Genomic DNA, 20,728 nt, shown 5'->3' on the forward strand with positions numbered 1-20,728 from the left:
CATATACTAGCCCTCATGGCTCGCAACGAACTCCGCCCCGTCATCAAGCTCCGGTCCACCGCCGGCACTGGCTACACGTACGTGACCCGCAAGAACCGCCGTAACGACCCCGACCGCCTGACCCTGCGCAAGTACGACCCCGTGGCAGGCCGCCACGTCGACTTCCGAGAGGAGCGCTGATCCGCGTGCGACCCGGAATCCACCCCCCGTACGGGCCCGTCGTCTTCCGCGACAAGGCCGCGGGCTTCGCCTTCCTCACCCGCTCGACGGCCACCAGCGACAAGACGGTCGACTGGGAGGACGGCCGCACCTACCCCGTCATCGACGTCGAGGTCTCCTCCGCGAGCCACCCCTTCTACACCGGCCAGCAGCGCGTCCTCGACACGGCGGGCCGCGTGGAACGCTTCGAGCGGCGCTACGGGGCCGCCCGCCCGTCCCCGGCGCCCGGCACCCCTGACACCGGGGACCGTTGATGACCGCCACCATGGCCGTCGCCCTCGTCGGGGGCCTGCACGCGCAGGCCCGGGCCGCGGCCGTGGCGCGGCTCCTGGCCACCGTCCCCGACAGCGTGGCCCTGCACCACGACCTCTCCACCGCCACCACCGGCCGGGTCGTACGGACCGTGCGCGACGCCACCGGCGTCCTCTCCACCGGCGAGACGCCCCTCGTCAACGACTGCGCCTGCTGCGCCCTGCGCGAGGACCTCGTACCGGAGCTGGAGCGGCTCGCCGCGGACGGGCGCACCCGGCTCGCGGTCGTCGAGCTGTGGGACTCCGTCGAACCGAAGGCGATGGCCGAGGTCATCGCCGGGTACGGCTCGCGGGCGCTGCGCCTGAGCGGCGTCATCACGGCCGTCGACCCGGCCCTGCTCCTGCCCTGCCTCGCCAACGGCGACGACCTGGCGGACGCGGGGCTCGCCGCGGCCCCCGGCGACCGGCGCACCGTCGCCGACACCTGGGCGCGCCAGCTGGAGTACCCGCCGGTCCTCGCCGTCCTGGACGCGGCGGGCGCCGACGCCGAGGACCGCGCGCTCCTCGCCCAGCTCCACCCGACGGCCCGCCAGGTGCCCATCGGCCACGGCGACCTGGCGGGCGCCGCGCTCGCGGGCTTCGACGTGGAGGCGGCCGCCGCCGCGCAGCACCCGGCGTGCGCGCTGCTGCCCGCCGAGGCCGACGACAGCGGCGTCGCCACGCTCGTGTGGCACCGCCGCAGGCCCTTCCACCCCGAGCGCCTGTACGCGGCCCTGGAGGACCTCACCTGCGCGGCCGCCCGCAGCCGGGGCCGGTTCTGGCTCGCGGACCGGCCGGACACGCTGCTCGCCTGGGACGCGGCGGGCGGCGCGCTGTGCGTCGAGAGCGCGGGGCCGTGGCTGGCGTCCCTGCCGGACGCCGCCTGGGACCTGGTCCCGCCGGTGCGCCGCGCGGCCGCCGCGCTCGACTGGCACCCGGAGCACGGCGACTGCTGCCAGCACCTCGTGTTCACCTCGCCGGGCCTCGACCGCGACGCCCTCACCCACGTCCTGGAGTCCTGCCTCCTCACGGACGAGGAGTACGCGGCGGGCCGCACGGCCTGGAAGTCCCTGCCCCCGGCGTTCGACGCCTTCTTGGAGATCTAGAACGCGCTGTGGGCGATCGTCCCGCGGGGCGCCCGAAGCCACCAGGGGGGCGCACGTGCAGCGCCCGCGCTTCCGCCCGGCCAGGGCCCCGCCCCCACCGGGAACCCCGGGGCGGATCTTGTTCGTCCCCCCGGACGGCCCCCCTGCCACCGGGCAGACCCGCGGGCCCCGAGGTCGAGGAGAGGCGGCGCCCACCATGGTCAGCACCGGCGAACGCGAGGACCGGCTGTTCGCCGCGCTGGCCAACGGCACCCGCCGCGAGGTCCTGCGCCTGCTGCGCGACCGGGGCCCGCAGCCCGTACAGGCCCTCGCTTCGCACTTCGACATGCGCAGGCCCAGCCTCTCGGAGCACCTGAAGGTGCTGCGGGAGGCCGGTCTCGTCTCCGGGGAGCGCGCGGGCCGCCAGCGCATCTACCGGATCGAGGCGTTCCGCCTCGCCGAGGTGCGCGACTGGCTGGGACCGTACGAACGCCTCTGGCACGAACGCACGTGTCAACGCACGTGCGAGCGCACGACTGGGGCCCCGGAGTAGTCGCACCGCGCCCGGCCGCGCGCCGCCGGAGCAGCCGTACCGCCGCCCGCCGCGCGCCGCCGGAAAATTCACCTGCCACCAGAAGGCCTCCGCGCGCGTCTGTTCCTCATGTACGAGGTCATCGGATTCGGCCAACCCCGCGCGGAAGGGGGCGCGGAAGATCATGGACGGGGGCTGGCGTTCGCATGTCATGCGGGGTTCGACGTGGTGGCGAGGGAGCTGTAACCAGCTCACCACGCCGCGTGCACGTGCATCTGCCCATGCATCGGCACATGAACACAGCTATGATCCGGGACAGTTGACGGCTACAACAACAGCCACGGCACCACCGGGGAGCGACCTGTGCACCACGTGTTCAACGGCATGGCGGCCACGGATCTTCACGGGGTGGTCTGGCAGAAGAGCAGGCACAGCAACTCGCAGGGTTCCTGCGTGGAGTTCGCGAAGCTGCCGGGCGGCGACGTCGCCGTCCGCAACTCGCGCTTTCCGGACGGGCCCGCGCTCGTCTACACGCGCGCCGAGATCGAGGCCATGCTGCTCGGCATGAAGGACGGCGAGTTCGACCATCTGCTCGGCGGCTGACCACTTCGATCCGACGGGTCGACGAGGAGCGCGCAAGCGGGAGCAAGGCAAGCAGGGCCGGCAGAAACGATCGTCCGTGGGGGAAACCGCGACGGAAGGCGATCGTTCACGGGGACGCGGGGAGTGAACACCCGCGGGAAACGGGGGGCAGGGCTGTTCCGGCCGGCCGACGGGCCGCCCGGCCCACGGCGGGGCCGGGCCGTCAGGCGAGCTGGAACAGCGCCCACACCACCTTGCCGCTCAGCGCGCCGGCGAGCGGGTGCCAGCCCCAGCCGTCGCTGAACGAGTCCACCAGGAAGAGCCCGCGGCCCGACTCCGACGCGAAGTCGTCGATGGCGTCACCGGCCTCGCGCGCGACCGGACCGTCGTCGCTGGGATCCCGTACCGCGCACACCAGGCGTGAGGTCCACCGCATCATGTGCAGCCGCACCGGCGAGTCCTCGCCGACGACGCAGTGCACCTCGGCGTGCGTCCGGTCACCGGGAAGCGCGTGTCTCAGGGCGTTGGTGACGAGTTCGGAGACGACGAGCGCGATGTCGTCGAAGCGGTCGTCGAGCTCCCACGACGCGAGCGTCTTCCGGGTGAACTGGCGTGCGCTGCCCACGGCTTCGTAGCGGGCGGGGAGGGCGCAGGAGGCGGCGCTGGAGACCGCGGAGGGGTCGAGCGGAGGAAGGCCCTGCCGTAATGGCTCGAGCATGGTTGATCCATTCGTCCCCATGCGAGGCACTCCCCGGTTTTCGCGGCTCGCGGTACAAAGCGATCGAACGGTGGCGCGGTCGGTACAGCTGGTCGGTGGAGCAGCGGCACAGAAGTGGCGCGCCGACCATGGTTCCGAATGCGTACAGCAGATGCAAGGGCAGATGCACGTGCACGCGCCGGACTTGACCGCTCCTAGGTCGCTTCTTGCCTATTTCTTCCTACGGTTTCTTGCGGAGACCTGCCTTACGCTTTCCCTTTCCGTAACCGAACGAGTACCGCCCGAAGCGTTTAATGGCAGACTGCGAGTCTCAACACCTTGGGGAGGACTGAGCGAAGTGACCGCTGGGGAGTCGAGCGGCTCGGTGGTACGGCGCATCCTGCTGGGCTCGCAACTGAGGCGCCTGAGGGAGGCACGCGGCATCACCCGCGAAGCGGCCGGTTACTCGATCCGCGCGTCCGAATCGAAGATCAGCCGCATGGAGTTGGGCAGGGTGAGCTTCAAGTCCAGGGACGTGGAAGACCTCCTCACGCTCTACGGCGTCATCGACGAGGCCGAGCGCTCCGCGCTCCTCTCGCTCGCCAAGGAGGCCAACCTGACCGGCTGGTGGCACAGTTACTCCGACGTCCTGCCGGGCTGGTTCCAGACATATATCGGCCTGGAGGGCGCCGCGTCCCTCATCCGCGTCTACGAAGTCCAGTTCATCAACGGTCTGTTGCAGACGGAGGCGTACGCCCACGCCGTCGTCGAGCGCGGCATGAAGGTCGCCGCGGGCAAGGCCGCAGGCCCGGGACGCACCGGGCGCCCGGCCAAGGTGAGCCAGGCCGACGTCGACCGCAGGGTGGCCCTGCGTCTTGAGCGGCAGAAGCTCCTCGTGTCCGAGCGCGCACCGCAGTTCAAGTGCGTCCTCGACGAGGCCGCGCTGCGGCGGCCGTACGGCGACCGGGAAGTGATGCGCGGTCAGATCCAGCACCTGATCGACATCTCCGAGCGGCCGAACGTGACGCTGCAGGTCATGCCCTTCACCTTCGGCGGCCACGCGGGCGAGAGCGGCGCGTTCACGATGTTGAGCTTCCCGGAGTCCGATCTCTCGGACGTCGTCTATCTGGAGCAGCTGACCGGCGCCCTCTATCTGGACAAGCGGGAGGAAGTGGCCCAGTACGAGCGGGCGATGGCCGAGCTCCAGGAGGACTGTCCGAATCCGGCCGACAGCCGCGACCTTCTCCGTGGTCTACTCCAACTGACCTGAATCGTCAGTAGTATGACTGGAAATCAGGTGTCTGCTCATCCGCGGCAAGGGGTCCCGACTCATGTCCTTCTTCACCGATCTGGCTCACCAGTACATCGACGGTGAGTGGAAGGCCGGCTCAGGTTCCTGGGACATCATCGACTTCAACCCGTACGACGGGGAGAAGCTCGCGTCGATCACGGTCGCCACGGCCGACGAGATCGACCAGGCCTACCGCGCCGCCCAGCGCGCGCAGGAGTCCTGGGGCGCGACCAACCCCTACACACGCCGCACGGTCTTCGAGCGCGCCCTGCGCATAGTCGAGGAGCGCGAGGCCGAGATCACCGAGGCGATCGTCGCCGAACTCGGCGGCACCCTCGTCAAGGCGGGCTTCGAGCTGCACCTGGCCAAGGAGTTCCTGCGCGAGGCGGTGCACCTGGCGCTCGCCCCGCAGGGCCGGATACTCCCCTCGCCGGACGACACCAAGGAGAACCGCCTCTACCGCGTCCCGGTCGGCGTCGTCGGCGTCATCAGCCCCTTCAACTTCCCCTTCCTGCTCTCGCTGAAGTCGGTCGCCCCGGCCATCGCGCTCGGCAACGCCGTCGTCCTCAAGCCGCACCAGAACGCGCCGGTGCTCGGCGGCAGCCTCGTCGCCAAGATCTTCGAGGAGGCCGGGCTCCCGCCGGGCGTCCTGAACGTGGTGATCACGGACATCGCCGAGATCGGCGACGCCCTGCTCGAACACCCGGTGCCCGGCGTCATCTCCTTCACCGGCTCGGACGCCGTGGGCCGCCACGTCGCCACGGTCTGCGCCCAGACCTTCAAGCGCTGCATCCTCGAACTGGGCGGCAACAGCGCGCTGGTCGTCCTGGACGACGCGGACGTCGACTACGCGGTGGACGCCGCCGTGTTCAGCCGCTTCGTGCACCAGGGGCAGGTGTGCATGGCCGCGAACCGCATCCTGGTGGACCGCTCGCTGCGGGACGAGTTCACCGAGAAGTTCGTCGCCAAGGTCAAGACCCTGAAGGTCGGCGACCCCGCGGACCCGTCGACGCACATCGGTCCGCTCATCAACTCCTCGCAGGCGGAAGGCGTTTCCTCGCTGGTCGCGCAGACCGTCCAGGCGGGCGCCACGGCCCTGCTGCACGGCACCACCGACGGCAACCTCGTGTCCCCCTCCGTCCTCACGGACCTCCCCGACGACTCCCCGGTGCTGCGCCAGGAGGTCTTCGGCCCGGTCGCGATCATCCTGCCGTTCGACGGCGAGGAGGAGGCCGTCCGCATCGCCAACGAGACGCCGTACGGCCTGAGCGGCGCGATCCACACCGGCGACACCGAGCGCGGCGTCCGCATCGCCCAGCGCATCCGCACCGGCATGATCCACATCAACGACGGCACCGTCCACGACGAGCCGATCGTGCCGTTCGGCGGCGAGAAGCACTCGGGCGTCGGGCGCCTGAACGGCGAGTCGACCGTCGAGGCCTTCACCGCGCTGAAGTGGATCTCGGTCCAGCACGGCCGCTCGCGCTTCCCCTTCTGAGGCGCGTTCCGGCGTCTCCCGCCGCTCTGCGGGGCGCGTTCCGACACCTGAAGCTCGCGGACCCTTGAGGACAGAAGTTGTCCGCAAGGGTCCGTAGCGTATGAGGTGTCGGAAAGCCCGGCGAGCACCCTTCGGGAGAGGCGGACCCCATGCCCACTCACGTCAACGCGGAAGCCCACGGCGACGAGCGCGGCGCACTCCTGGCCTTCGTCGAGGCCCAGCGCGGCGGTCTGCGCCGCTCGGTGCTCGGCCTGGACGACACGCAGGCGGCCAGCCGCCCGAGCGCCAGTGAGCTGACCCTCGGAGGCCTGGTCAAGCACGTCGCCGAGACCGAGCTGAACTGGCTGCGCATGGCCCAGCAGAAGCCCAACGAGCGCCAGCGGACCCAGGAGACCTGGGGCGAGAGCTTCCGGCTCGTCGAGGGCGAGACGCTGGCCGGCACCCTCGCCTTCTGGGCCGAAGTGGCCGCGGAGACCGAGGAGTTCATCCGGTCCGTGCCGAGCCTGAACGACACCTTCCCGCTGCCCGAGGCGCCGTGGTTCCCCGAGGACGGCGCGGTGTCGATGCGCTGGCTGCTGCTGCACCTCGTCGAGGAGATCGGCCGTCACGCGGGCCACGCGGACATCATCCGCGAGAGCCTGGACGGCAAGACCGCCTTCGAGCTGGTGGCGCTGGAGTCGGGCCAGTCCTGGGGCTGAGACGTCATGGGCCTCTCGGGCCGTACCCTAGTCAAAGTTGATGACTGCAAGCCGAAGGGTGCGGTGAATGTCGGCGATCCGGATGCTCGTCCTCGGGGCGGTCCGCCAGCACGGACGGGCGCACGGCTACCAGGTGCGCAACGACCTGGAGTACTGGGGTGCCCACGAGTGGTCCAACGCCAAGCCCGGGTCGATCTACCACGCGCTGCGGCAGCTGACCAAGCAGGGACTGCTGCACGAGCACGAGACCGCGCCGTCCACGGCGGGCGGCCCGCCCCGCACCGAGTACGAGATCACGGAGAAGGGCACCGAGGAGTTCCTGGCCCTTCTCCGCGAGGCTCTGACCGCCGTCGCGCACGACCAGAAGTCCGACGTGCTCTCGGCGGCCGTCGGCTTCATGGTCTTCCTGCCGCGCGAGGAGGTCGTCTCGCTCCTCAAGGAGCGGGTGCGCGCCATCGAGGACTGGCGCCACGGCGTCACGGAGTACTACACGCCCGAGGACGGCCCCGGGCAGCTCGGCCACATCGGCGAGATCATGAACCTCTGGGTCCACTCGGCCGACGCGGGCGCGGAGTGGACCAAGGGCCTCATCGAGCGGATCGAGAACGGCGCGTACGCCTTCGCGGGCGAGGGCGAGCCGTTCGTCGGAGTGCTCGCGGAGGGTGAGGAGAACCCGTTCGCGACGGGGGAGAAGCACCCCGGAGACCGCCGCTAGCGGGAGCGGCCTGGAGTGGCCCGGAGCGGCCCGGACTGAACCGCAGCGGCCCGCAGCGGCCTGTACCGGCCCGTAATGCCCTCCCTCTCGACCGAGTAATCAAGTTTGACTAAACCGACTCCAGGGGGGTAGTTTCCTCTGCCTCGACCTAGTCAAACTTGACTAGGTCGAGCGAGCTGAGCCCGGAAGGAGTCGGATGACGGACGCGATCGTCCTGGACGGCGTACGGAAGCGGTACGGCGAGAAGCGGGCCCTGGACGGGCTCGACCTGGTGGCGGGGCGCGGCACGGTGCACGGCGTGCTCGGCCCCAACGGCGCGGGCAAGACCACGGCGGTGCGCATCATGTCCACGCTGCTCACGGCCGACGAGGGCCGCGTGGAGATCGCCGGGTGCGACGCGCGGCGCGAGGCCGGGGAGGTGCGCCGCCGCATCGGCCTGCTCGGCCAGCACGCGGCGCTCGACGAGGAGCTGAGCGGCCGGCAGAACCTGGAGATGTTCGGGCGGCTCCACCACCTGGGGGTGCGGCGCGCGGGCGTGCGGGCCGACGAACTCCTCGTCCGCTTCGGCCTCGACGGCACGGGCGGCAAGGCGGTCAAGCGGTACAGCGGCGGCATGCGGCGCCGCCTCGACCTCGCGGCGTCGCTGATCACCGAGCCGGAGGTGCTGTTCCTCGACGAGCCGACGACGGGCCTGGACCCGCGCGGCCGCGCGGAGGTCTGGGACGCGGTGCGCTCCCTGGTGGGCGGCGGCACGACGGTGCTCCTGACGACCCAGTACCTGGAGGAGGCCGACCAGCTCGCCGACCGCATCTCCCTGATCGACAGCGGCACGGTGATCGCCGAGGGCACGGCGGACGAGCTGAAGGCGCGCCTGGGCGGCGACCGCATCGACGTCGTCGTCCGCGACGGCGCCCAGCTGGTGCGCGCTGCCCGGCTGCTCCCCGGCGACCCGGGGGACGTCACGGTCGACGCCGACCGCCGCCTGGCCAGCGCGCCCGTCGCGGACCGCATGGAGGCCCTGACACGGGTCGTACGGGCGCTCCAGGAGGCGGGCATCGAGGCGGAGGACATCGCGGTGCGCAGGCCGACCCTGGACGAGGTGTTCCTGCGCCTGACGGGGCGCTCCGAGGCCGACGACCGCGCGAAGGAGACCGTATGAGCACGAGCACGAGCACGAGCACGAGCACGGGCGCGCGGCTGGGCGCGGGCACGGCCGTCGGCTGGGCCGTCGCCGACTCCTGGACCATGACCCGGCGCGAGCTCGCCCACTGGGCGCGCCAGCCCGTGCAGGTCGTCGTCGGGCTGGCCTTCCCGGTCATGCTGCTGCTGATGTTCAACTACCTGATCGGCGGCGGGAAGGGCGTCGAAGGGGACTACGTCGAGTTCCTCGTCCCCGGCATGTTCGCGCTGACCATGGTGTTCGGCCTGGACGCCACGATGGTCGCGGTCACCGGAGACCTCAACAAGGGCGTGGTGGACCGCTTCCGCTCCATGCCGATGACCAACGGCGCGGTCCTGGTGGGCCGTTCCGTCGCGGACATGCTCCAGTCCTTCGCCTCCCTGCTCGTCATGATGGGCGTCGGCCTCGCGATCGGCTGGCGCTGGCACGGGTCCCTCGGCGGGGCGGCGGGCGCGGTGGGGCTGCTGCTCCTGCTGCGGTTCGCGATGCTGTGGCTCGGCATCTACCTGGCGATGGTCGCGGGCAGGCCGGAGCTGGTGGTGGCGGTGCAGATCCTGGTCTGGCCGGTGGGGTTCTTCTCCAACGCGTTCACCGTGCCGGGGTCCATGCCGGACTGGCTGGGCGCGGCGGTGGAGTGGAACCCGATGTCGGCGACCGCCACGGCGGTCCGTGACCTGTTCGGCAACACCCCCGCCGCCACCGCCCCCTCCTGGGCCACCACCCACGCCGAACTCCTGGCGTTCCTCTCCCCACTGGCCCTGGTGGCGGTGTTCCTCCCCCTGGCGGTACGCCGCTTCGGAGCGCTGAGCCGCTGATCGCGTGCCCTCGCGGGGGCGCCCCTGACCCGCCCCTTCCCGATTCCTGGGGGCTCCGCCCCCAGACCCCCGCTCCTCAAACGCCGGAGAGGCTGAAAACCCTGCCTCGACCGGCGACAGTTCCAGCCCGTCCGGCGTTTGAGGACGAGGCGCGGAGCGCCGATACGGGGGTCCAAGGGGGCGGAGCCCCCATGTTCGGGAAGGGGCGGGCCTGGGGCGCCCCCGCGAGGGCCCGCCTCAGTGGTGGAACCCCGTGGCCCCCCTCCGGTCCCGCGTCAGCGGCCCGGGCTGGCGGCGCAGCTCCGGCAGCAAACGCCCCAGGTCCTCCAGGAACAGCCCCGCCAGGTCCGCGGAGAACCCGTTGCGGCACACCACCCGCAGCACCGCCAGATCCTCCCGGTGCGCGGGAAAGGTGTAGGCGGGCACCAGCCACCCCCGCTCCCGCAACCGCCGGGCCACGTCGAAGACGTCGTACGCGCGCACGTCGTCCGAGGTCGTGAAGGCGAACACCGGCAGCTCGTCCCCGCGCGTGAGGAGCCGGAAGTCCCCGAGGCCCTCGATCCTTCCGGCGAGCCCCCGGGCCACGTCCCGCGAGGCCTGCTGCACCGCCCGGTACCCGGCACGCCCGAGCCGCAGGAACGTGTAGTACTGCGCGACGACCTGCGCCCCGGGCCGGGAGAAGTTCAGCGCGAAGGTCGGCATGTCACCGCCCAGGTAGTTCACGCGGAAGACCAGCTCCTCCGGCAGCTCCGCGGGCGTGCGCCACAGCGCCCAGCCGACCCCGGGGTAGACGAGCCCGTACTTGTGCCCGGAGGTGTTGATCGACGCCACGCGCGGCAGCCGGAAGTCCCACACCAGGTCCTCGTCGAGGAAGGGCGCGACCATCGCCCCGGAGGCCCCGTCCACGTGCACGGGGACGTCGAGCCCGGTGCGTTCCTGAAGCGCGTCGAGGGCCGCGCAGACGTCCGCCACGGGCTCGTACGAGCCGTCGAACGTGGAGCCCATGACGGCGACGACCCCGATCGTGTTCTCGTCGCAGAGCGCGGCCGCGGCCTCGGGGGAGAGGTGGTAGCGGTCGCCCTCCATGGGGACCTGCCGCGCCTCCACCTCCCAGAAGGTGCAGAACTTCTCCCAGCACACCTGCACGTTCACGCCCATGACGAGGTTGGGCCGGGCCTCCCGGGACGGGTACCGGTCGGCGTTGCGCCGCGTCCAGCGCCGCTTGAGCGCCATGCCCGCGAGCATGCACGCCTCGCTGGACCCGGTCGTCGAACAGCCCACGGCGGCGGCCGGGTCCGGCGCGTTCCACAGGTCGGCGAGCATCGCCACGCAGCGCCGCTCCAGCTCGGCGGTGCGCGGGTACTCGTCCTTGTCGATCATGTTCTTGTCCCGGCACTCCGCCATGAGCACGCTGGCCTGCGGCTCCATCCAGGTGGTGACGAAGGTGGCGAGGTTGAGCCGCGAGTTGCCGTCGAGCATCAGCTCGTCGTGGACCAGCTGGTACGCCGTGGAGGGCGGCAGCGGGTCCTGGGGGAGGCGGTGCTTGGGCGGGGCCTCGGTCATGCCCCCCACGGGGTTCGCCTCGCCGAAGAACGGGTTCACGGACAGCGGGCGCGCGTCGCCCTCGTCGGCGCCACGGTGCAGCGACATGGCGGTGCCTCCCGGAGGTCGGCTTCCGGGCCCCTCCACGCCCACCCCGGCCCTTGCGGTCACTGTAAGCGGACAGAACGGGCGCAACATCCGGAGGCATCCTGGGCTTGCACCTCACGCGACGTGAGGACCCAGGCTGGTCGGTGTCAGAAGGAAAGGAGACAGCGGTGAGCTACTCCGTCGGACAGGTGGCGGCCGTCGCCAAGGTCACGGTGCGCACCCTGCACCACTACGACGAGATCGGCCTCCTCGTGCCCGGAGGGCGCAGCCACGCGGGCCACCGGCGCTACAGCGACGCCGACCTCGACCGGCTCCAGCAGATCCGGTTCTACCGCGAGCTGGGCTTCCCCCTGGACGAGGTCGCCGCGCTGCTCGACGACCCCGACGCCGACCCGCAGGAACAGCTGCGGCGCCAGCACGGGCTGCTCACCGAGCGCATCACCAAGCTCCAGGAGATGGCCGCCGCTGTCGAGACCGCCATGGAGGCGAGACGCATGGGGATCAACCTCACGCCCGAGGAGAAGTTCGAGGTCTTCGGAGACTTCGATCCCGACCAGTACGAGGACGAGGTCCAGCAGCGCTGGGGCGCCACGGAGGCGTACGCCGAGTCGCGCCGCCGCACGGCCGCGTACACGAAGGAGGACTGGAAGCGGATCAACGACGGCATGGACGCCCTGCACGCGCGCATGGCGGACCTGCTCGGCGCCGGCACCCCCGCCGCGTCCACGGAGGCCATGGACGCGGCCGAGGCCCACCGGCTGCTGATCAGCGACAGCTACTACGACTGCTCGCACGAGATGCACGCGTGCCTGGGCGCCATGTACGTGGACGACCCGCGCTTCACGGCCACGTACGAGGCGATCCGGCCGGGTCTCGCGATCTACCTGCGCGACGCGATCGCGGCGAACACGGAGCGGCACGGACAGCGCTCCTGAGGGGCGCGGGGGCCGAGGAGGGTGCGGGCCGTGCGCCCAGCGGGATTCGAGCGGTGGAACCTGTCGCTCCCGGCCCGCGTTGATAGCTTTGAGCGGCGTGGCCGAAGCCATCACTACGCACGGCCCGCCCCGCACCCCCTCCTCCATACGCCTCACACCCACAGGAGCCCGGAACCGTGCAGACGCTTGCGCTCGGACCAACCTGGTTGGATCCGGACTACCTGCTGAACCAGTTCGGTCTGTGGGGCCTGCTCCTCATCGTGTTCGCCGAGTCGGGGCTGCTCATCGGCTTCTTCCTGCCGGGCGACTCGCTCCTGTTCACCACGGGCCTGCTGATCACGACGGGCAAGCTGGACACTCCGCTGTGGCTGGCCTGCATCCTGATCTGCATCGCCGCGATCGCCGGTGACCAGGCGGGCTATCTCTTCGGCAAGAAGGTCGGCCCGTCCCTGTTCAACCGCCCGGACTCCAAGCTCTTCAAACAGGAGAACGTGGTCAAGGCCCACGAGTTCTTCGAAAAGCACGGCCCGAAGTCCCTGGTCCTGGCCCGCTTCGTGCCGATCGTGCGCACGTTCACGCCGATCATCGCGGGCGTCAGCGGCATGCGCTACCGCTCGTTCATCACGTTCAACGTCATCGGCGGCATCCTGTGGGGCGCGGGGGTCACGCTGCTCGGCGCGTGGCTGGGCAAGCACGAGTTCGTGCACAAGAACATCGAGGCGATCCTGATCCTGATCGTCCTCATCTCGGTGGTCCCGATCATCATCGAGTTCCTGCGGGCCCGTTCGCAGAAGAAGAAGGCGGCCGCCCAGGCCCCGGCGGCGGCCCCGGCCTCCCCGGCGGCCCAGGACGACACCGCCGCGAGCACCCCCGAGGCCGCGCGCCAGTACCAGCCGCAGCAGCCGCAGTACCCGGGCCAGCAGCACCAGGAGCACCAGCACCAGCAGCAGTACCCGGGCCAGTACCCCGACCAGTCCCAGTACCAGGCCCAGCAGCCGCAGTACCCCGGCGGCCAGTACCAGCAGCAGTACCAGCACCCCGACCAGCAGCCCCAGCACCAGCAGTACGGCGGCCAGGGAGACCACCAGCAGTACGCCGCTCCGTACGAGGGCCAGCAGCAGTACCAGCCCCAGCAGCCGTACCCCTACGACAACCAGTACGGCAACCAGTACGGCAACCAGCACGAGGGCCAGTACGAGGGCCAGCACGGCGGCCAGTACGCCGCCCCCGCGGACGGCCAGCAGTACCAGGCCCAGCAGCCCTACCCCCACCAGCAGGCCCCGCAGCAGGGCCAGCAGCACCAGCAGCACCAGCAGCACCAGCAGCACCAGCAGGGCCAGTACCCGGGTCGGCAGCCGCAGCACCCCGAAGAGCCCCAGCAGGGCCACCCCCGGTACTGACCGGGCAGGACGGACTAGAAGCCGCGCGTCCGCTTGGCCGCGCGGCGCCCCTGCGCCTCCTGCGGCGGCCGCGGTCCCTTGAGGAAGAGCCGCGACAGCTCCCCGCCCAGGTTCACCCCTATCGCGATGGCGAGGGCGAGCGCCGCCGCCTTGGACAGCGAGGCGAGTCCCGGGTTGAGGTTGTTGCGGGCGATCTCCAGAAGCCCGAAGTACGTGGCGCTACCGGGCAGCAGCGGACCGATCGCCGCCGTCACGAACGGCAGCGCGGACGCGAACCGGTAGCGCGAGAGCAACTGCCCGAACAGGCCCACCAGACCCGCCGCGACGGCCGTCGCCGCCACCGGAGAGATGTCCCCGGCGCGGGCGAGCGCGCCGAACACGACCCAGGCCACGCCGCCGTTCAGCGTCACGAGCAGCACGGTGGATCGTTCCTGCTGGAGCAGGATCGCGAAGGCGCAGCTCAGCGCCATGGACGCGAGGATCTGGACCAGCGGCCGGTCGGTGGAGTGGATCGACGTCTCCGGGTTGAGCCCCGCGTCCAGCTGCACGCCCAGATAGAGCACGAGCAGGACGCCGCAGACGATCCCGACGATCAGATACCCGACCTCCAGGAGCCGGGCCGCGGCGGTGATGTAGTAGCCGGTCAGGCCGTCCTGCACGCCCGCGACCAGCGCCCGCCCCGGGATCAGCGCGAACAGACCACCGGTGATCACCGCGGAGGCCCGTACGTCCGGCAGGTCGAGGAGGCTGATCGCCACGCCCATCGCGGCGGGCGGCATCGCCGCCACCACGAACTGGTAGAACTCCGGAAGCCCGCGCCCGGCGCACAGCCACGCAAGGCGGTCGCCCAGCATCGCGCCGATCGCCGCCGCGACGAACACCACGACCCCGCCGCCCACGAGCACGGACGCGGCGCCCGCGAGCACCCCGCCCGCCGCCGTCAGGGCCCACCCCGGGTAGGGGTGGCGGTTGCGCCGGATCTCGGCGAGGCGCCGGTAGGCCTCCTCCGGGGAGACGTCGACCTCTTCGGAGCTGATGTCGTCGACGAGCCGGAAGACGGCCTGCAGCCGCGTGTAGTCGGTGCCCCGGCGGCGTACCGTACGCGACGCCGTGACGGGGTCGTCGACGAGCGAGGGCTGGTGCGAGATGGCGATGAGCGTGAACGTCACGTTCGGCTCGCAGCGGTCCAGGCCGTACGCGCGCGTGACGGCGAACATCGCCGCCTCCACGTCCTCGGCGCCCTCGCCGCCCGCCAGCAGCAGCTCCCCGATGCGCAGCGTCAGGTCGAGCACGCGCGGCACGGCGGGCCCGGACTCGTCCTCGTGCCGCTGCGTGGCCTCGGGGGCCGGGCGCTCGGCGACCGGGGTGCGCAGCATCGTGCGCATCCGGTCCTGCCAGGGCGCCTCCTTGGTGAGCCGGACCACCGGCACACCGCCCGGCGGCGTGAAGGCGGGCGGCGTCTGCCGTCCGTCGTACGCCTGCGGCGTGGTGAAGGCCGAGGACTCCTTGTCCTCGGGCGCGACGGGGATTCTCAGCCCCGTGGGGATCGTGAACTCCGAGGACGGATGATCCTCCTCCGGCGCCGCCGTCTGCTCGACCCCGCCCACCGGGGCGAAGGCGCTGCGCGCCTCGTCCGACTGCGGCTTGCGGTCCTCGTCCTCCGGGTCAGCCACCGCTTCCCCTCGCTCCCTTCCATGCGCCTGAACCGGCGCGCCGCTCTCGCGGACGTCGTCACCCGCCGTGGGGGTTCCTCAATTGATCATTGCCGTTTTCGCTCGTCTCAGTATGCGTCCGGGCACACAAACGGGCCGTGCGACCCCAGGAGGGGTCGCACGGCCCGTCGGTGTACGTGAGGCTCAGTGGCCGCCGTTGCTCTGGAAGCGCTTGTACGAGGCCTCGATCTCGGCCTCGGCGTCGGCGCGGCCGACCCAGTCGGCGCCCTCGACGGACTTGCCCGGCTCCAGGTCCTTGTAGACCTCGAAGAAGTGCTGGATCTCCAGGCGGTCGAACTCGGACACGTGGTGGATGTCGCGCAGGTGCTCGACGCGCGGGTCGGAGGCAGGAACGCACAGCAGCTTGTCGTCGCCGCCCGCCTCGTCGGTCATCCGGAACATGCCGATCGCGCGGCACTTGATGAGGCAACCGGGGAAGGTCGGCTCGTCCAGGATCACCAGGGCGTCCAGCGGGTCGCCGTCCTCGCCCAGGGTGTTCTCGACGAAGCCGTAGTCCGCCGGGTAGCTGGTGGACGTGAAGAGTCGACGGTCCAGGCGGATGCGGCCGGTCTCGTGGTCGACCTCGTACTTGTTCCGCGAACCCTTCGGAATCTCGATGGTGACGTCGAACTCCACGGGTGGCTCCTCCATGATCAGCACATACTTCGGGTGGTTAAGTGTCCCTCACGCAGATGTGTGATCGCGAAAGGGGCAGGTCGTCGTGGACGAGCGCATGACTTGGCGGTGGCTTCGGCGGCCGCTGCCGCTGCTGCGGCGGCTTGCCGTCGGGCCTGCCGGACAGCTCCGGACAGCCAAGACGTGGCAGGTCACGACGGGCTCCGCCGCCGTGGGCCTCGCCGTCGCGGCCGTGGCGGTCACCGCGGCCGGGCCCTGGGACTCCTCCGGTCAGCGTACGGCGGAGCGTCGCTCCGCCGCCTCTCAGGAAGCCGGGGGTGGCGCAGATCACCTCGGCTTTCCGGGAATGCGGGGCCCGCAGGCCGCTCCGAGCGCCCCGGCCGTGCTCGCCGGGCTCGGCGCCCCGGCCCGCGCGAAGCCGGGCGGCAAGGCGCTCTCCGACGTCCTGGACCCGGTCCTGAAGGACCGGGCGCTCGGCCCCGAGCGGGCCGCGGTCGTCGTCGACGTCACCACCGGCAAGCGCCTGTACGGCGAGCGCGCGGGCGACGCCCTGACACCCGCCTCCACCACGAAGATCGCCACGGCGGTGGCCACGCTCTCCGCCGTCGGCCCCGACCACCGGCTCACCACGCGGACCGTCCTCGAACCCGGCTCCCGCAAGGTCGTCCTCGTCGGCGGCGGCGACCCCACGCTCACCGCGCGCAAGGAGGGCCGGTACGTGACGGGCTTCGCCAGCCTGCGCGCCCTGGCCGACGACACGGCCCGCGCCCTGAAGAAGCGCGGCACCAAGGGCCGGGTGACGCTCGCCTACGACACCTCCCGGTACGCGGGCCCGGCGCAGCACCCCATCGGGCCGAACGAGAACATCACGCCGGTCAGCCCTCTCATGGTCGACGAGGGCCGCCTCGACGACTCCACCTCGGGTCCCGCCCCGCGCAGCACCGACCCGGCGGCGGACGCCGCGCGGAAGTTCTCGGACCTGCTGCGCGAGCGGGGCGTCGACGTGCAGGGCGACCCCGCCCGCGGCGAGGCCTCCCCGCGCGCGGGCAAGCTGGCGCGGACCTCGTCGCCCGCCCTCTCCGTGCTCGTCGAGCGCATGCTGACCCACAGCGACAACGACATCGCCGAGGCCCTCGCGCGCGAGGCGGCCAGGGCGAGCGGGCAGCGGCCGAGCTTCGATGGCGGCTCCCGGGCGATCCGCGCCCGCCTGAAGAAGCTCGACCTCCCCTTGTCGGGGGCGAAGTTCGCCGACGGCAGCGGCCTCGACCGCGAGGACCGGCTCAGCGCGGACCTGCTCGCCGCGCTGCTCGCCCGCGCCGCCGACCGCGGCCACCCCGAACTGCGCTCCGTGGTCACCGGCCTTCCCGTCGCGGGCTTCACCGGCACCCTCGTCGACCGCTACCCGAAGGGGTCGCCGGGCACGGGCCTGGTCCGCGCCAAGACCGGCACGCTCACCGGTGTCAACGCCCTGGCCGGCACGGTCGTCACCGCCGACGGGCGGCTCCTGGCCTTCGCCTTCATGACGACGGGCACGACGGACGCGGTCGGGGCCCAGGCGGCCCTGGACGCCATGGCCTCGGCGACCGCCGCCTGCGGCTGCGCCCCGTAGCCGCGTTCACCGGGCCCGGCGCCGCCGCCGGGCCCGGCCGAAGGGCGCCCCAACCCGGTACGCGCGCGCGGCCGACCACGTACCGTTGACACATGACGAGCCTCGGTGGTGCGGAGATGGTCGACTGGAATCTCGCGGTGGCGACCGCGACCCGGCTCGTGCGGCCGGGCCCGGAGGTGAGCCGGGACGAGGCCCGCGCCGTGGTCGCGGAGCTGCGCCGGCACGCCAAGTCCTCGGAGGAGCACGTCCGTTCCTTCACCAGGATGGGTACGGACGCGACACACGACACACCCGTGCTCGTGGTCGACCGCGCGGGCTGGGTCCGGGCGAACGTGGCCGGGTTCCGGGAGGTCCTCAAGCCCCTCCTGGAGAAGATGAAGGACCGGCGCGGCGGCGGCCCGGGCGGCGCCGTACTCGGCGCGGTCGGCGGCAAGGTGACGGGTGTGGAGCTCGGCATGCTGCTCTCCTTCCTCGCGTCCCGCGTCCTCGGCCAGTACGAGACCTTCGCCCCCGCCACCCGCGAGCTGCCCGCCGGGGCGAACGGCGGCGGCAGGCTCCTCCTCGTGGCGCCGAACATCGTGCACGTGGAGCGCGAACTGGACGTCGACCCGCACGACTTCCGCCTCTGGGTGTGCCTGCACGAGGAGACGCACCGCACCCAGTTCTCGTCCGTGCCGTGGCTGCGCGACCACCTGGAGAGCGAGATCCAGGCCTTCCTCGGGGAGACCGAGGTGGACCCGATGACCGTCCTCGAGCGCATCAGGGAGGCCGCGCAGAGCCTGGCGGGCGGCCGCCCGGAGGCCGAGGAGGACGACGGCGGCCGCTCCTTCGTGGACCTGGTGCAGACCCCGACGCAGCGCGAGATCCTGGCCCGCCTGACGGCCGTGATGTCCCTCCTGGAGGGCCACGCGGACTACGTGATGGACGGCGTCGGCCCCGGTGTCGTGCCGTCCGTCGGCGAGATCCGCGAGAAGTTCAAGGAGCGCCGCCAGCGCGGCGCCAGCCGCCTCGACCAGGCCCTGCGCAAGCTCCTCGGCCTGGACGCCAAGCTGCGGCAGTACCGCGACGGGGAGCGCTTCGTGCGGGCCGTCGTCGACGAGGTCGGCATGGACGGGTTCAACCGCGTATGGACCTCTCCGAACACGCTTCCCACCAAGGCGGAGATCGCCAAACCAGCGGACTGGGTCGCGCGGGTGCACCGTAAGGCAGACTGAGCGAACAGATGCGGCCGACGGCAGGAGAACGCCCCCGTTATCACCCGTCCGAGGGACCGTGAGCCATGGGTAGGCGTGCAATGCTCGGGTAACGGCTCGGTTCTGTCACCATCGACACACTCTCAGTGACCGATTGTGTGGGGATCATGGGATCCGTACCTCGCGACCCCCACGCGAGGGCGCTGAGTGACAGCCCCGAGGCTCACCCCCCGAACTTCATGAAGGGAACCAACCGGAATGGGTCCCCATCCTGCGGTCGCGGCGATACGCCTGGCGGTCCGCCGCGTACTTCACGACGTACTGACCGACGTCGCCGCCCAGCGCGAACTCGACTCCCCGCACGCCCCCCACGCAGACGCGCACGCCTCCCCGACCTCACGTCCGACGCTCCCCGCACACGAGCCGCTCCCCTCGCCGCTCGTGCTCGTGGCGTGCTCGGGCGGCGCCGACTCCATGGCGCTCGCCTCCGCCCTCGCCTTCGAAGCCCCCAAGCTGGGCATCCGCGCCGGTGCCGTCACCGTCGACCACGGCCTCCAGGCGGGCTCCGACCTGCGGGCCGCCGAGGTCGTCGCGCGCATGACCGCCCTCGGCCTCGACCCGGTCGAGTCGCTCGCCGTGTCGGTGGGCCGCGGCGGCGGCCCGGAGGCCGCCGCCCGCGACGCCAGGTACGCGGCCCTCGACGCCGTCGCCGACCGCCACGGCGCCGCCGCCGTGCTGCTCGGACACACCCGCGACGACCAGGCCGAGACGGTCCTGCTCGGCCTCGCACGCGGCTCCGGCATCCGCTCCCTGTCCGGCATGGCCGCCGTGTCCGGGCGCCGGGGCCGCTACCGCAGGCCGTTCCTGCACATCGACCGGCAGACCGCGCGCAAGGCGTGCATGGTCCAGTCCCTGCCGGTCTGGGACGACCCGCACAACGCGGACCCGGCCTACACCCGCTCCCGCCTGCGCCACGAGGGCCTGCCCGCCCTGGAGAAGGCGCTCGGCAAGGGCGTCGTGGAGGCCCTCGCCCGTACGGCCCAGCTGTCCCGGGACGACGCCGACGCCCTTGACGCCTGGGCCGCCCAGGCCGAGACGTCCGTACGCGACGCGAACGGGCGCCTGGAGTGCGCGAAGCTCTACGCCCTGCCGCCCGCGGTGCGCCGCCGCATCGTGCGGCGGGCGGCCATCGACGCCGGTGCTCCGGCGGGCGCGCTGTTCGCCCGGCACATCGAAGAGGTCGACCGGCTCATCACCGGATGGCGCGGCCAGGGAGCCATCAATCTCCCGGGCAAAGTCGTCGCTCAGCGGCAGGGTGGCAGACTGGTGATCCGGCAAGGCTGACGCGGAAGACCGGTTACAACTGATTCCAGCTGTTTTCCCGACTCTTCTCCGCGGGCCGGTGGGACGACCGAAAGTGATGCGGGTGGACGCGAAAGACATGGGCACCGACCTCCAGTCGGTGCTCATCACCAAGGAAGAGATCGACGCGAAGCTGGCTGAGCTGGCCGCGAAGATCGACGCGGAGTACGCGGGCAAGGACCTGCTCATCGTCGGCGTGCTCAAGGGCGCCGTCATGGTCATGGCGGACCTGGCTCGCGCCCTGTCCACCCCGGTCACCATGGACTGGATGGCGGTGTCGTCGTACGGCGCGGGCACCCAGTCCTCCGGCGTGGTCCGGATCCTCAAGGACCTCGACACCGACATCAAGGGCAAGCACGTCCTGATCGTCGAGGACATCATCGACTCCGGCCTGACCCTGTCCTGGCTGCTGTCCAACCTCGGCTCGCGCGAGCCCGCGTCCCTCAAGGTGTGCACGCTGCTGCGCAAGCCGGAGGCCGCGAAGGTCGCGATCGACGTCGAGTGGGTCGGCTTCGACATCCCGAACGAGTTCGTCGTCGGGTACGGCCTGGACTACGCGGAGAAGTACCGCAACCTGCCGTTCGTGGGCACCCTCGCCCCGCACGTGTACGGCGGCTGACGGCGCGCGA

Annotated in this window: 21 protein-coding genes; 17 read left to right on the plus strand and 4 right to left on the minus strand. The window is 71.7% G+C overall.

Going from position 1 to position 20,728, the window contains the following annotated elements; translation table 11 throughout:
• Nucleotides 1-15: 15 nt before the first annotated feature.
• The 5 genes from rpmG to C9F11_RS23205 all read left to right on the plus strand — a co-directional run bounded on the left by rpmG (nt 16) and on the right by C9F11_RS23205 (nt 2,729).
• Entirely contained in the window at nt 16-180 is a 165-nt protein-coding gene (gene rpmG, locus C9F11_RS23185; protein WP_030361075.1) for a 50S ribosomal protein L33, read from the plus strand.
• A gap of 5 nt (nt 181-185) precedes the next feature.
• Entirely contained in the window at nt 186-473 is a 288-nt protein-coding gene (locus C9F11_RS23190) for a type B 50S ribosomal protein L31 (RefSeq protein WP_138961080.1), read from the plus strand.
• Nucleotides 473-1,615 carry a GTP-binding protein gene (locus C9F11_RS23195; RefSeq protein ID WP_138961081.1) on the plus strand — a complete coding sequence of 381 codons (1,143 nt, stop codon included), beginning with the start codon at nt 473-475 and terminating at the stop codon, nt 1,613-1,615. The genes C9F11_RS23190 and C9F11_RS23195 overlap by 1 nt, the downstream gene beginning before the upstream one ends.
• A 196-nt stretch (nt 1,616-1,811) precedes the next feature.
• Nucleotides 1,812-2,147 (plus strand): metalloregulator ArsR/SmtB family transcription factor, encoded by a 336-nt coding sequence (locus C9F11_RS23200; RefSeq protein WP_138961082.1) that lies wholly within the window; start codon nt 1,812-1,814, stop codon nt 2,145-2,147.
• A gap of 342 nt (nt 2,148-2,489) precedes the next feature.
• Nucleotides 2,490-2,729 carry a DUF397 domain-containing protein gene (locus C9F11_RS23205; protein WP_171075823.1) on the plus strand — a complete coding sequence of 80 codons (240 nt, stop codon included), beginning with the start codon at nt 2,490-2,492 and terminating at the stop codon, nt 2,727-2,729.
• A gap of 202 nt (nt 2,730-2,931) precedes the next feature.
• Here the strand turns inward: C9F11_RS23205 and C9F11_RS23210 are convergent, their stop codons facing one another.
• On the minus strand, nt 2,932-3,447 hold the full coding sequence (locus C9F11_RS23210; protein ID WP_138961084.1) for an ATP-binding protein: 516 nt from the start codon (nt 3,445-3,447) through the stop codon (nt 2,932-2,934).
• A 316-nt stretch (nt 3,448-3,763) separates the two neighbouring features.
• Here C9F11_RS23210 and C9F11_RS23215 point away from each other — a divergent pair, with 316 nt between their 5' ends.
• From C9F11_RS23215 to C9F11_RS23240, 6 genes are all read left to right on the plus strand, one after another.
• A complete protein-coding gene (locus C9F11_RS23215; RefSeq protein WP_138961085.1) occupies nt 3,764-4,675 on the plus strand; it encodes a helix-turn-helix transcriptional regulator in 912 nt (303 codons plus the stop codon).
• Between the two features lie 61 nt (nt 4,676-4,736).
• Entirely contained in the window at nt 4,737-6,194 is a 1,458-nt protein-coding gene (locus tag C9F11_RS23220) for an aldehyde dehydrogenase family protein (protein ID WP_138961086.1), read from the plus strand.
• A gap of 149 nt (nt 6,195-6,343) precedes the next feature.
• Nucleotides 6,344-6,892: a DinB family protein gene (locus C9F11_RS23225; RefSeq protein WP_138961087.1), complete on the plus strand. Its 549-nt coding sequence runs from the start codon at nt 6,344-6,346 to the stop codon at nt 6,890-6,892.
• Between the two features lie 67 nt (nt 6,893-6,959).
• Nucleotides 6,960-7,607: a PadR family transcriptional regulator gene (locus C9F11_RS23230; RefSeq protein WP_138961088.1), complete on the plus strand. Its 648-nt coding sequence runs from the start codon at nt 6,960-6,962 to the stop codon at nt 7,605-7,607.
• Between the two features lie 196 nt (nt 7,608-7,803).
• On the plus strand, nt 7,804-8,766 hold the full coding sequence (locus C9F11_RS23235; protein ID WP_138961089.1) for an ATP-binding cassette domain-containing protein: 963 nt from the start codon (nt 7,804-7,806) through the stop codon (nt 8,764-8,766).
• Nucleotides 8,763-9,602 carry an ABC transporter permease gene (locus tag C9F11_RS23240; RefSeq protein WP_138961090.1) on the plus strand — a complete coding sequence of 280 codons (840 nt, stop codon included), beginning with the start codon at nt 8,763-8,765 and terminating at the stop codon, nt 9,600-9,602. Before C9F11_RS23235 ends, C9F11_RS23240 begins: the two co-directional genes overlap by 4 nt.
• 237 nt (nt 9,603-9,839) lie before the next feature.
• Here C9F11_RS23240 and C9F11_RS23245 read toward each other — a convergent pair whose 3' ends face one another.
• Nucleotides 9,840-11,252 (minus strand): glutamate decarboxylase, encoded by a 1,413-nt coding sequence (locus tag C9F11_RS23245; RefSeq protein WP_138961091.1) that lies wholly within the window; start codon nt 11,250-11,252, stop codon nt 9,840-9,842.
• A 167-nt stretch (nt 11,253-11,419) separates the two neighbouring features.
• Between C9F11_RS23245 and C9F11_RS23250 the strand changes: the two genes are divergently transcribed.
• Both C9F11_RS23250 and C9F11_RS23255 read left to right on the plus strand, forming a co-directional pair.
• On the plus strand, nt 11,420-12,187 hold the full coding sequence (locus C9F11_RS23250; protein ID WP_138961092.1) for a MerR family transcriptional regulator: 768 nt from the start codon (nt 11,420-11,422) through the stop codon (nt 12,185-12,187).
• 176 nt (nt 12,188-12,363) lie between these two features.
• A complete protein-coding gene (locus C9F11_RS23255; RefSeq protein ID WP_138961093.1) occupies nt 12,364-13,587 on the plus strand; it encodes a VTT domain-containing protein in 1,224 nt (407 codons plus the stop codon).
• A 14-nt stretch (nt 13,588-13,601) separates the two neighbouring features.
• Here the strand turns inward: C9F11_RS23255 and C9F11_RS23260 are convergent, their stop codons facing one another.
• Both C9F11_RS23260 and C9F11_RS23265 read right to left on the minus strand, forming a co-directional pair.
• Nucleotides 13,602-15,260, minus strand: a complete 1,659-nt coding sequence (locus C9F11_RS23260) for a threonine/serine exporter family protein (protein WP_138961094.1) — start codon at nt 15,258-15,260, stop codon at nt 13,602-13,604.
• A 183-nt stretch (nt 15,261-15,443) separates the two neighbouring features.
• Nucleotides 15,444-15,935: an inorganic diphosphatase gene (locus C9F11_RS23265; RefSeq protein WP_138966881.1), complete on the minus strand. Its 492-nt coding sequence runs from the start codon at nt 15,933-15,935 to the stop codon at nt 15,444-15,446.
• Between the two features lie 85 nt (nt 15,936-16,020).
• On the opposite strand from C9F11_RS23265, the gene dacB reads away from it, so the two are divergent.
• The 4 genes from dacB to hpt all read left to right on the plus strand — a co-directional run bounded on the left by dacB (nt 16,021) and on the right by hpt (nt 20,718).
• A complete protein-coding gene (gene dacB, locus C9F11_RS23270; protein ID WP_249401850.1) occupies nt 16,021-17,544 on the plus strand; it encodes a D-alanyl-D-alanine carboxypeptidase/D-alanyl-D-alanine-endopeptidase in 1,524 nt (507 codons plus the stop codon).
• A gap of 92 nt (nt 17,545-17,636) precedes the next feature.
• Complete coding sequence (locus C9F11_RS23275; RefSeq protein WP_138961095.1) at nt 17,637-18,758, plus strand: zinc-dependent metalloprotease; 1,122 nt, start codon at nt 17,637-17,639, stop codon at nt 18,756-18,758.
• Nucleotides 18,759-18,995: 237 nt separating this feature from the next.
• The gene (gene tilS, locus C9F11_RS23280) at nt 18,996-20,081 is read left to right on the plus strand and encodes a tRNA lysidine(34) synthetase TilS (protein ID WP_138961096.1); all 1,086 of its coding nucleotides are present in this window, start codon (nt 18,996-18,998) and stop codon (nt 20,079-20,081) included.
• A gap of 76 nt (nt 20,082-20,157) precedes the next feature.
• Nucleotides 20,158-20,718 carry a hypoxanthine phosphoribosyltransferase gene (hpt, locus tag C9F11_RS23285; protein ID WP_030679974.1) on the plus strand — a complete coding sequence of 187 codons (561 nt, stop codon included), beginning with the start codon at nt 20,158-20,160 and terminating at the stop codon, nt 20,716-20,718.
• The last annotated feature ends 10 nt before the right edge of the window (nt 20,719-20,728 follow it).

Source organism: Streptomyces sp. YIM 121038 (assembly GCF_006088715.1).
Classification (GTDB): Bacteria; Actinomycetota; Actinomycetes; order Streptomycetales; family Streptomycetaceae; genus Streptomyces.

What these genes read in the sequence shown, in the direction of transcription:
- rpmG (WP_030361075.1), top strand. Translation starts at nt 16, where the DNA reads ATGGCTCGCAACGAACTCCGCCCCGTCATCAAGCTCCGGTCCACCGCC.
- C9F11_RS23195 (WP_138961081.1), top strand. Translation starts at nt 473, where the DNA reads ATGACCGCCACCATGGCCGTCGCCCTCGTCGGGGGCCTGCACGCGCAG.
- C9F11_RS23200 (WP_138961082.1), top strand. Translation starts at nt 1,812, where the DNA reads ATGGTCAGCACCGGCGAACGCGAGGACCGGCTGTTCGCCGCGCTGGCC.
- C9F11_RS23210 (WP_138961084.1), bottom strand. Translation starts at nt 3,447, where the DNA reads ATGGGGACGAATGGATCAACCATGCTCGAGCCATTACGGCAGGGCCTT.
- C9F11_RS23220 (WP_138961086.1), top strand. Translation starts at nt 4,737, where the DNA reads ATGTCCTTCTTCACCGATCTGGCTCACCAGTACATCGACGGTGAGTGG.
- C9F11_RS23225 (WP_138961087.1), top strand. Translation starts at nt 6,344, where the DNA reads ATGCCCACTCACGTCAACGCGGAAGCCCACGGCGACGAGCGCGGCGCA.
- C9F11_RS23230 (WP_138961088.1), top strand. Translation starts at nt 6,960, where the DNA reads ATGTCGGCGATCCGGATGCTCGTCCTCGGGGCGGTCCGCCAGCACGGA.
- C9F11_RS23235 (WP_138961089.1), top strand. Translation starts at nt 7,804, where the DNA reads ATGACGGACGCGATCGTCCTGGACGGCGTACGGAAGCGGTACGGCGAG.
- C9F11_RS23240 (WP_138961090.1), top strand. Translation starts at nt 8,763, where the DNA reads ATGAGCACGAGCACGAGCACGAGCACGAGCACGGGCGCGCGGCTGGGC.
- C9F11_RS23245 (WP_138961091.1), bottom strand. Translation starts at nt 11,252, where the DNA reads ATGTCGCTGCACCGTGGCGCCGACGAGGGCGACGCGCGCCCGCTGTCC.
- C9F11_RS23275 (WP_138961095.1), top strand. Translation starts at nt 17,637, where the DNA reads ATGACGAGCCTCGGTGGTGCGGAGATGGTCGACTGGAATCTCGCGGTG.
- tilS (WP_138961096.1), top strand. Translation starts at nt 18,996, where the DNA reads ATGGGTCCCCATCCTGCGGTCGCGGCGATACGCCTGGCGGTCCGCCGC.
- hpt (WP_030679974.1), top strand. Translation starts at nt 20,158, where the DNA reads ATGCGGGTGGACGCGAAAGACATGGGCACCGACCTCCAGTCGGTGCTC.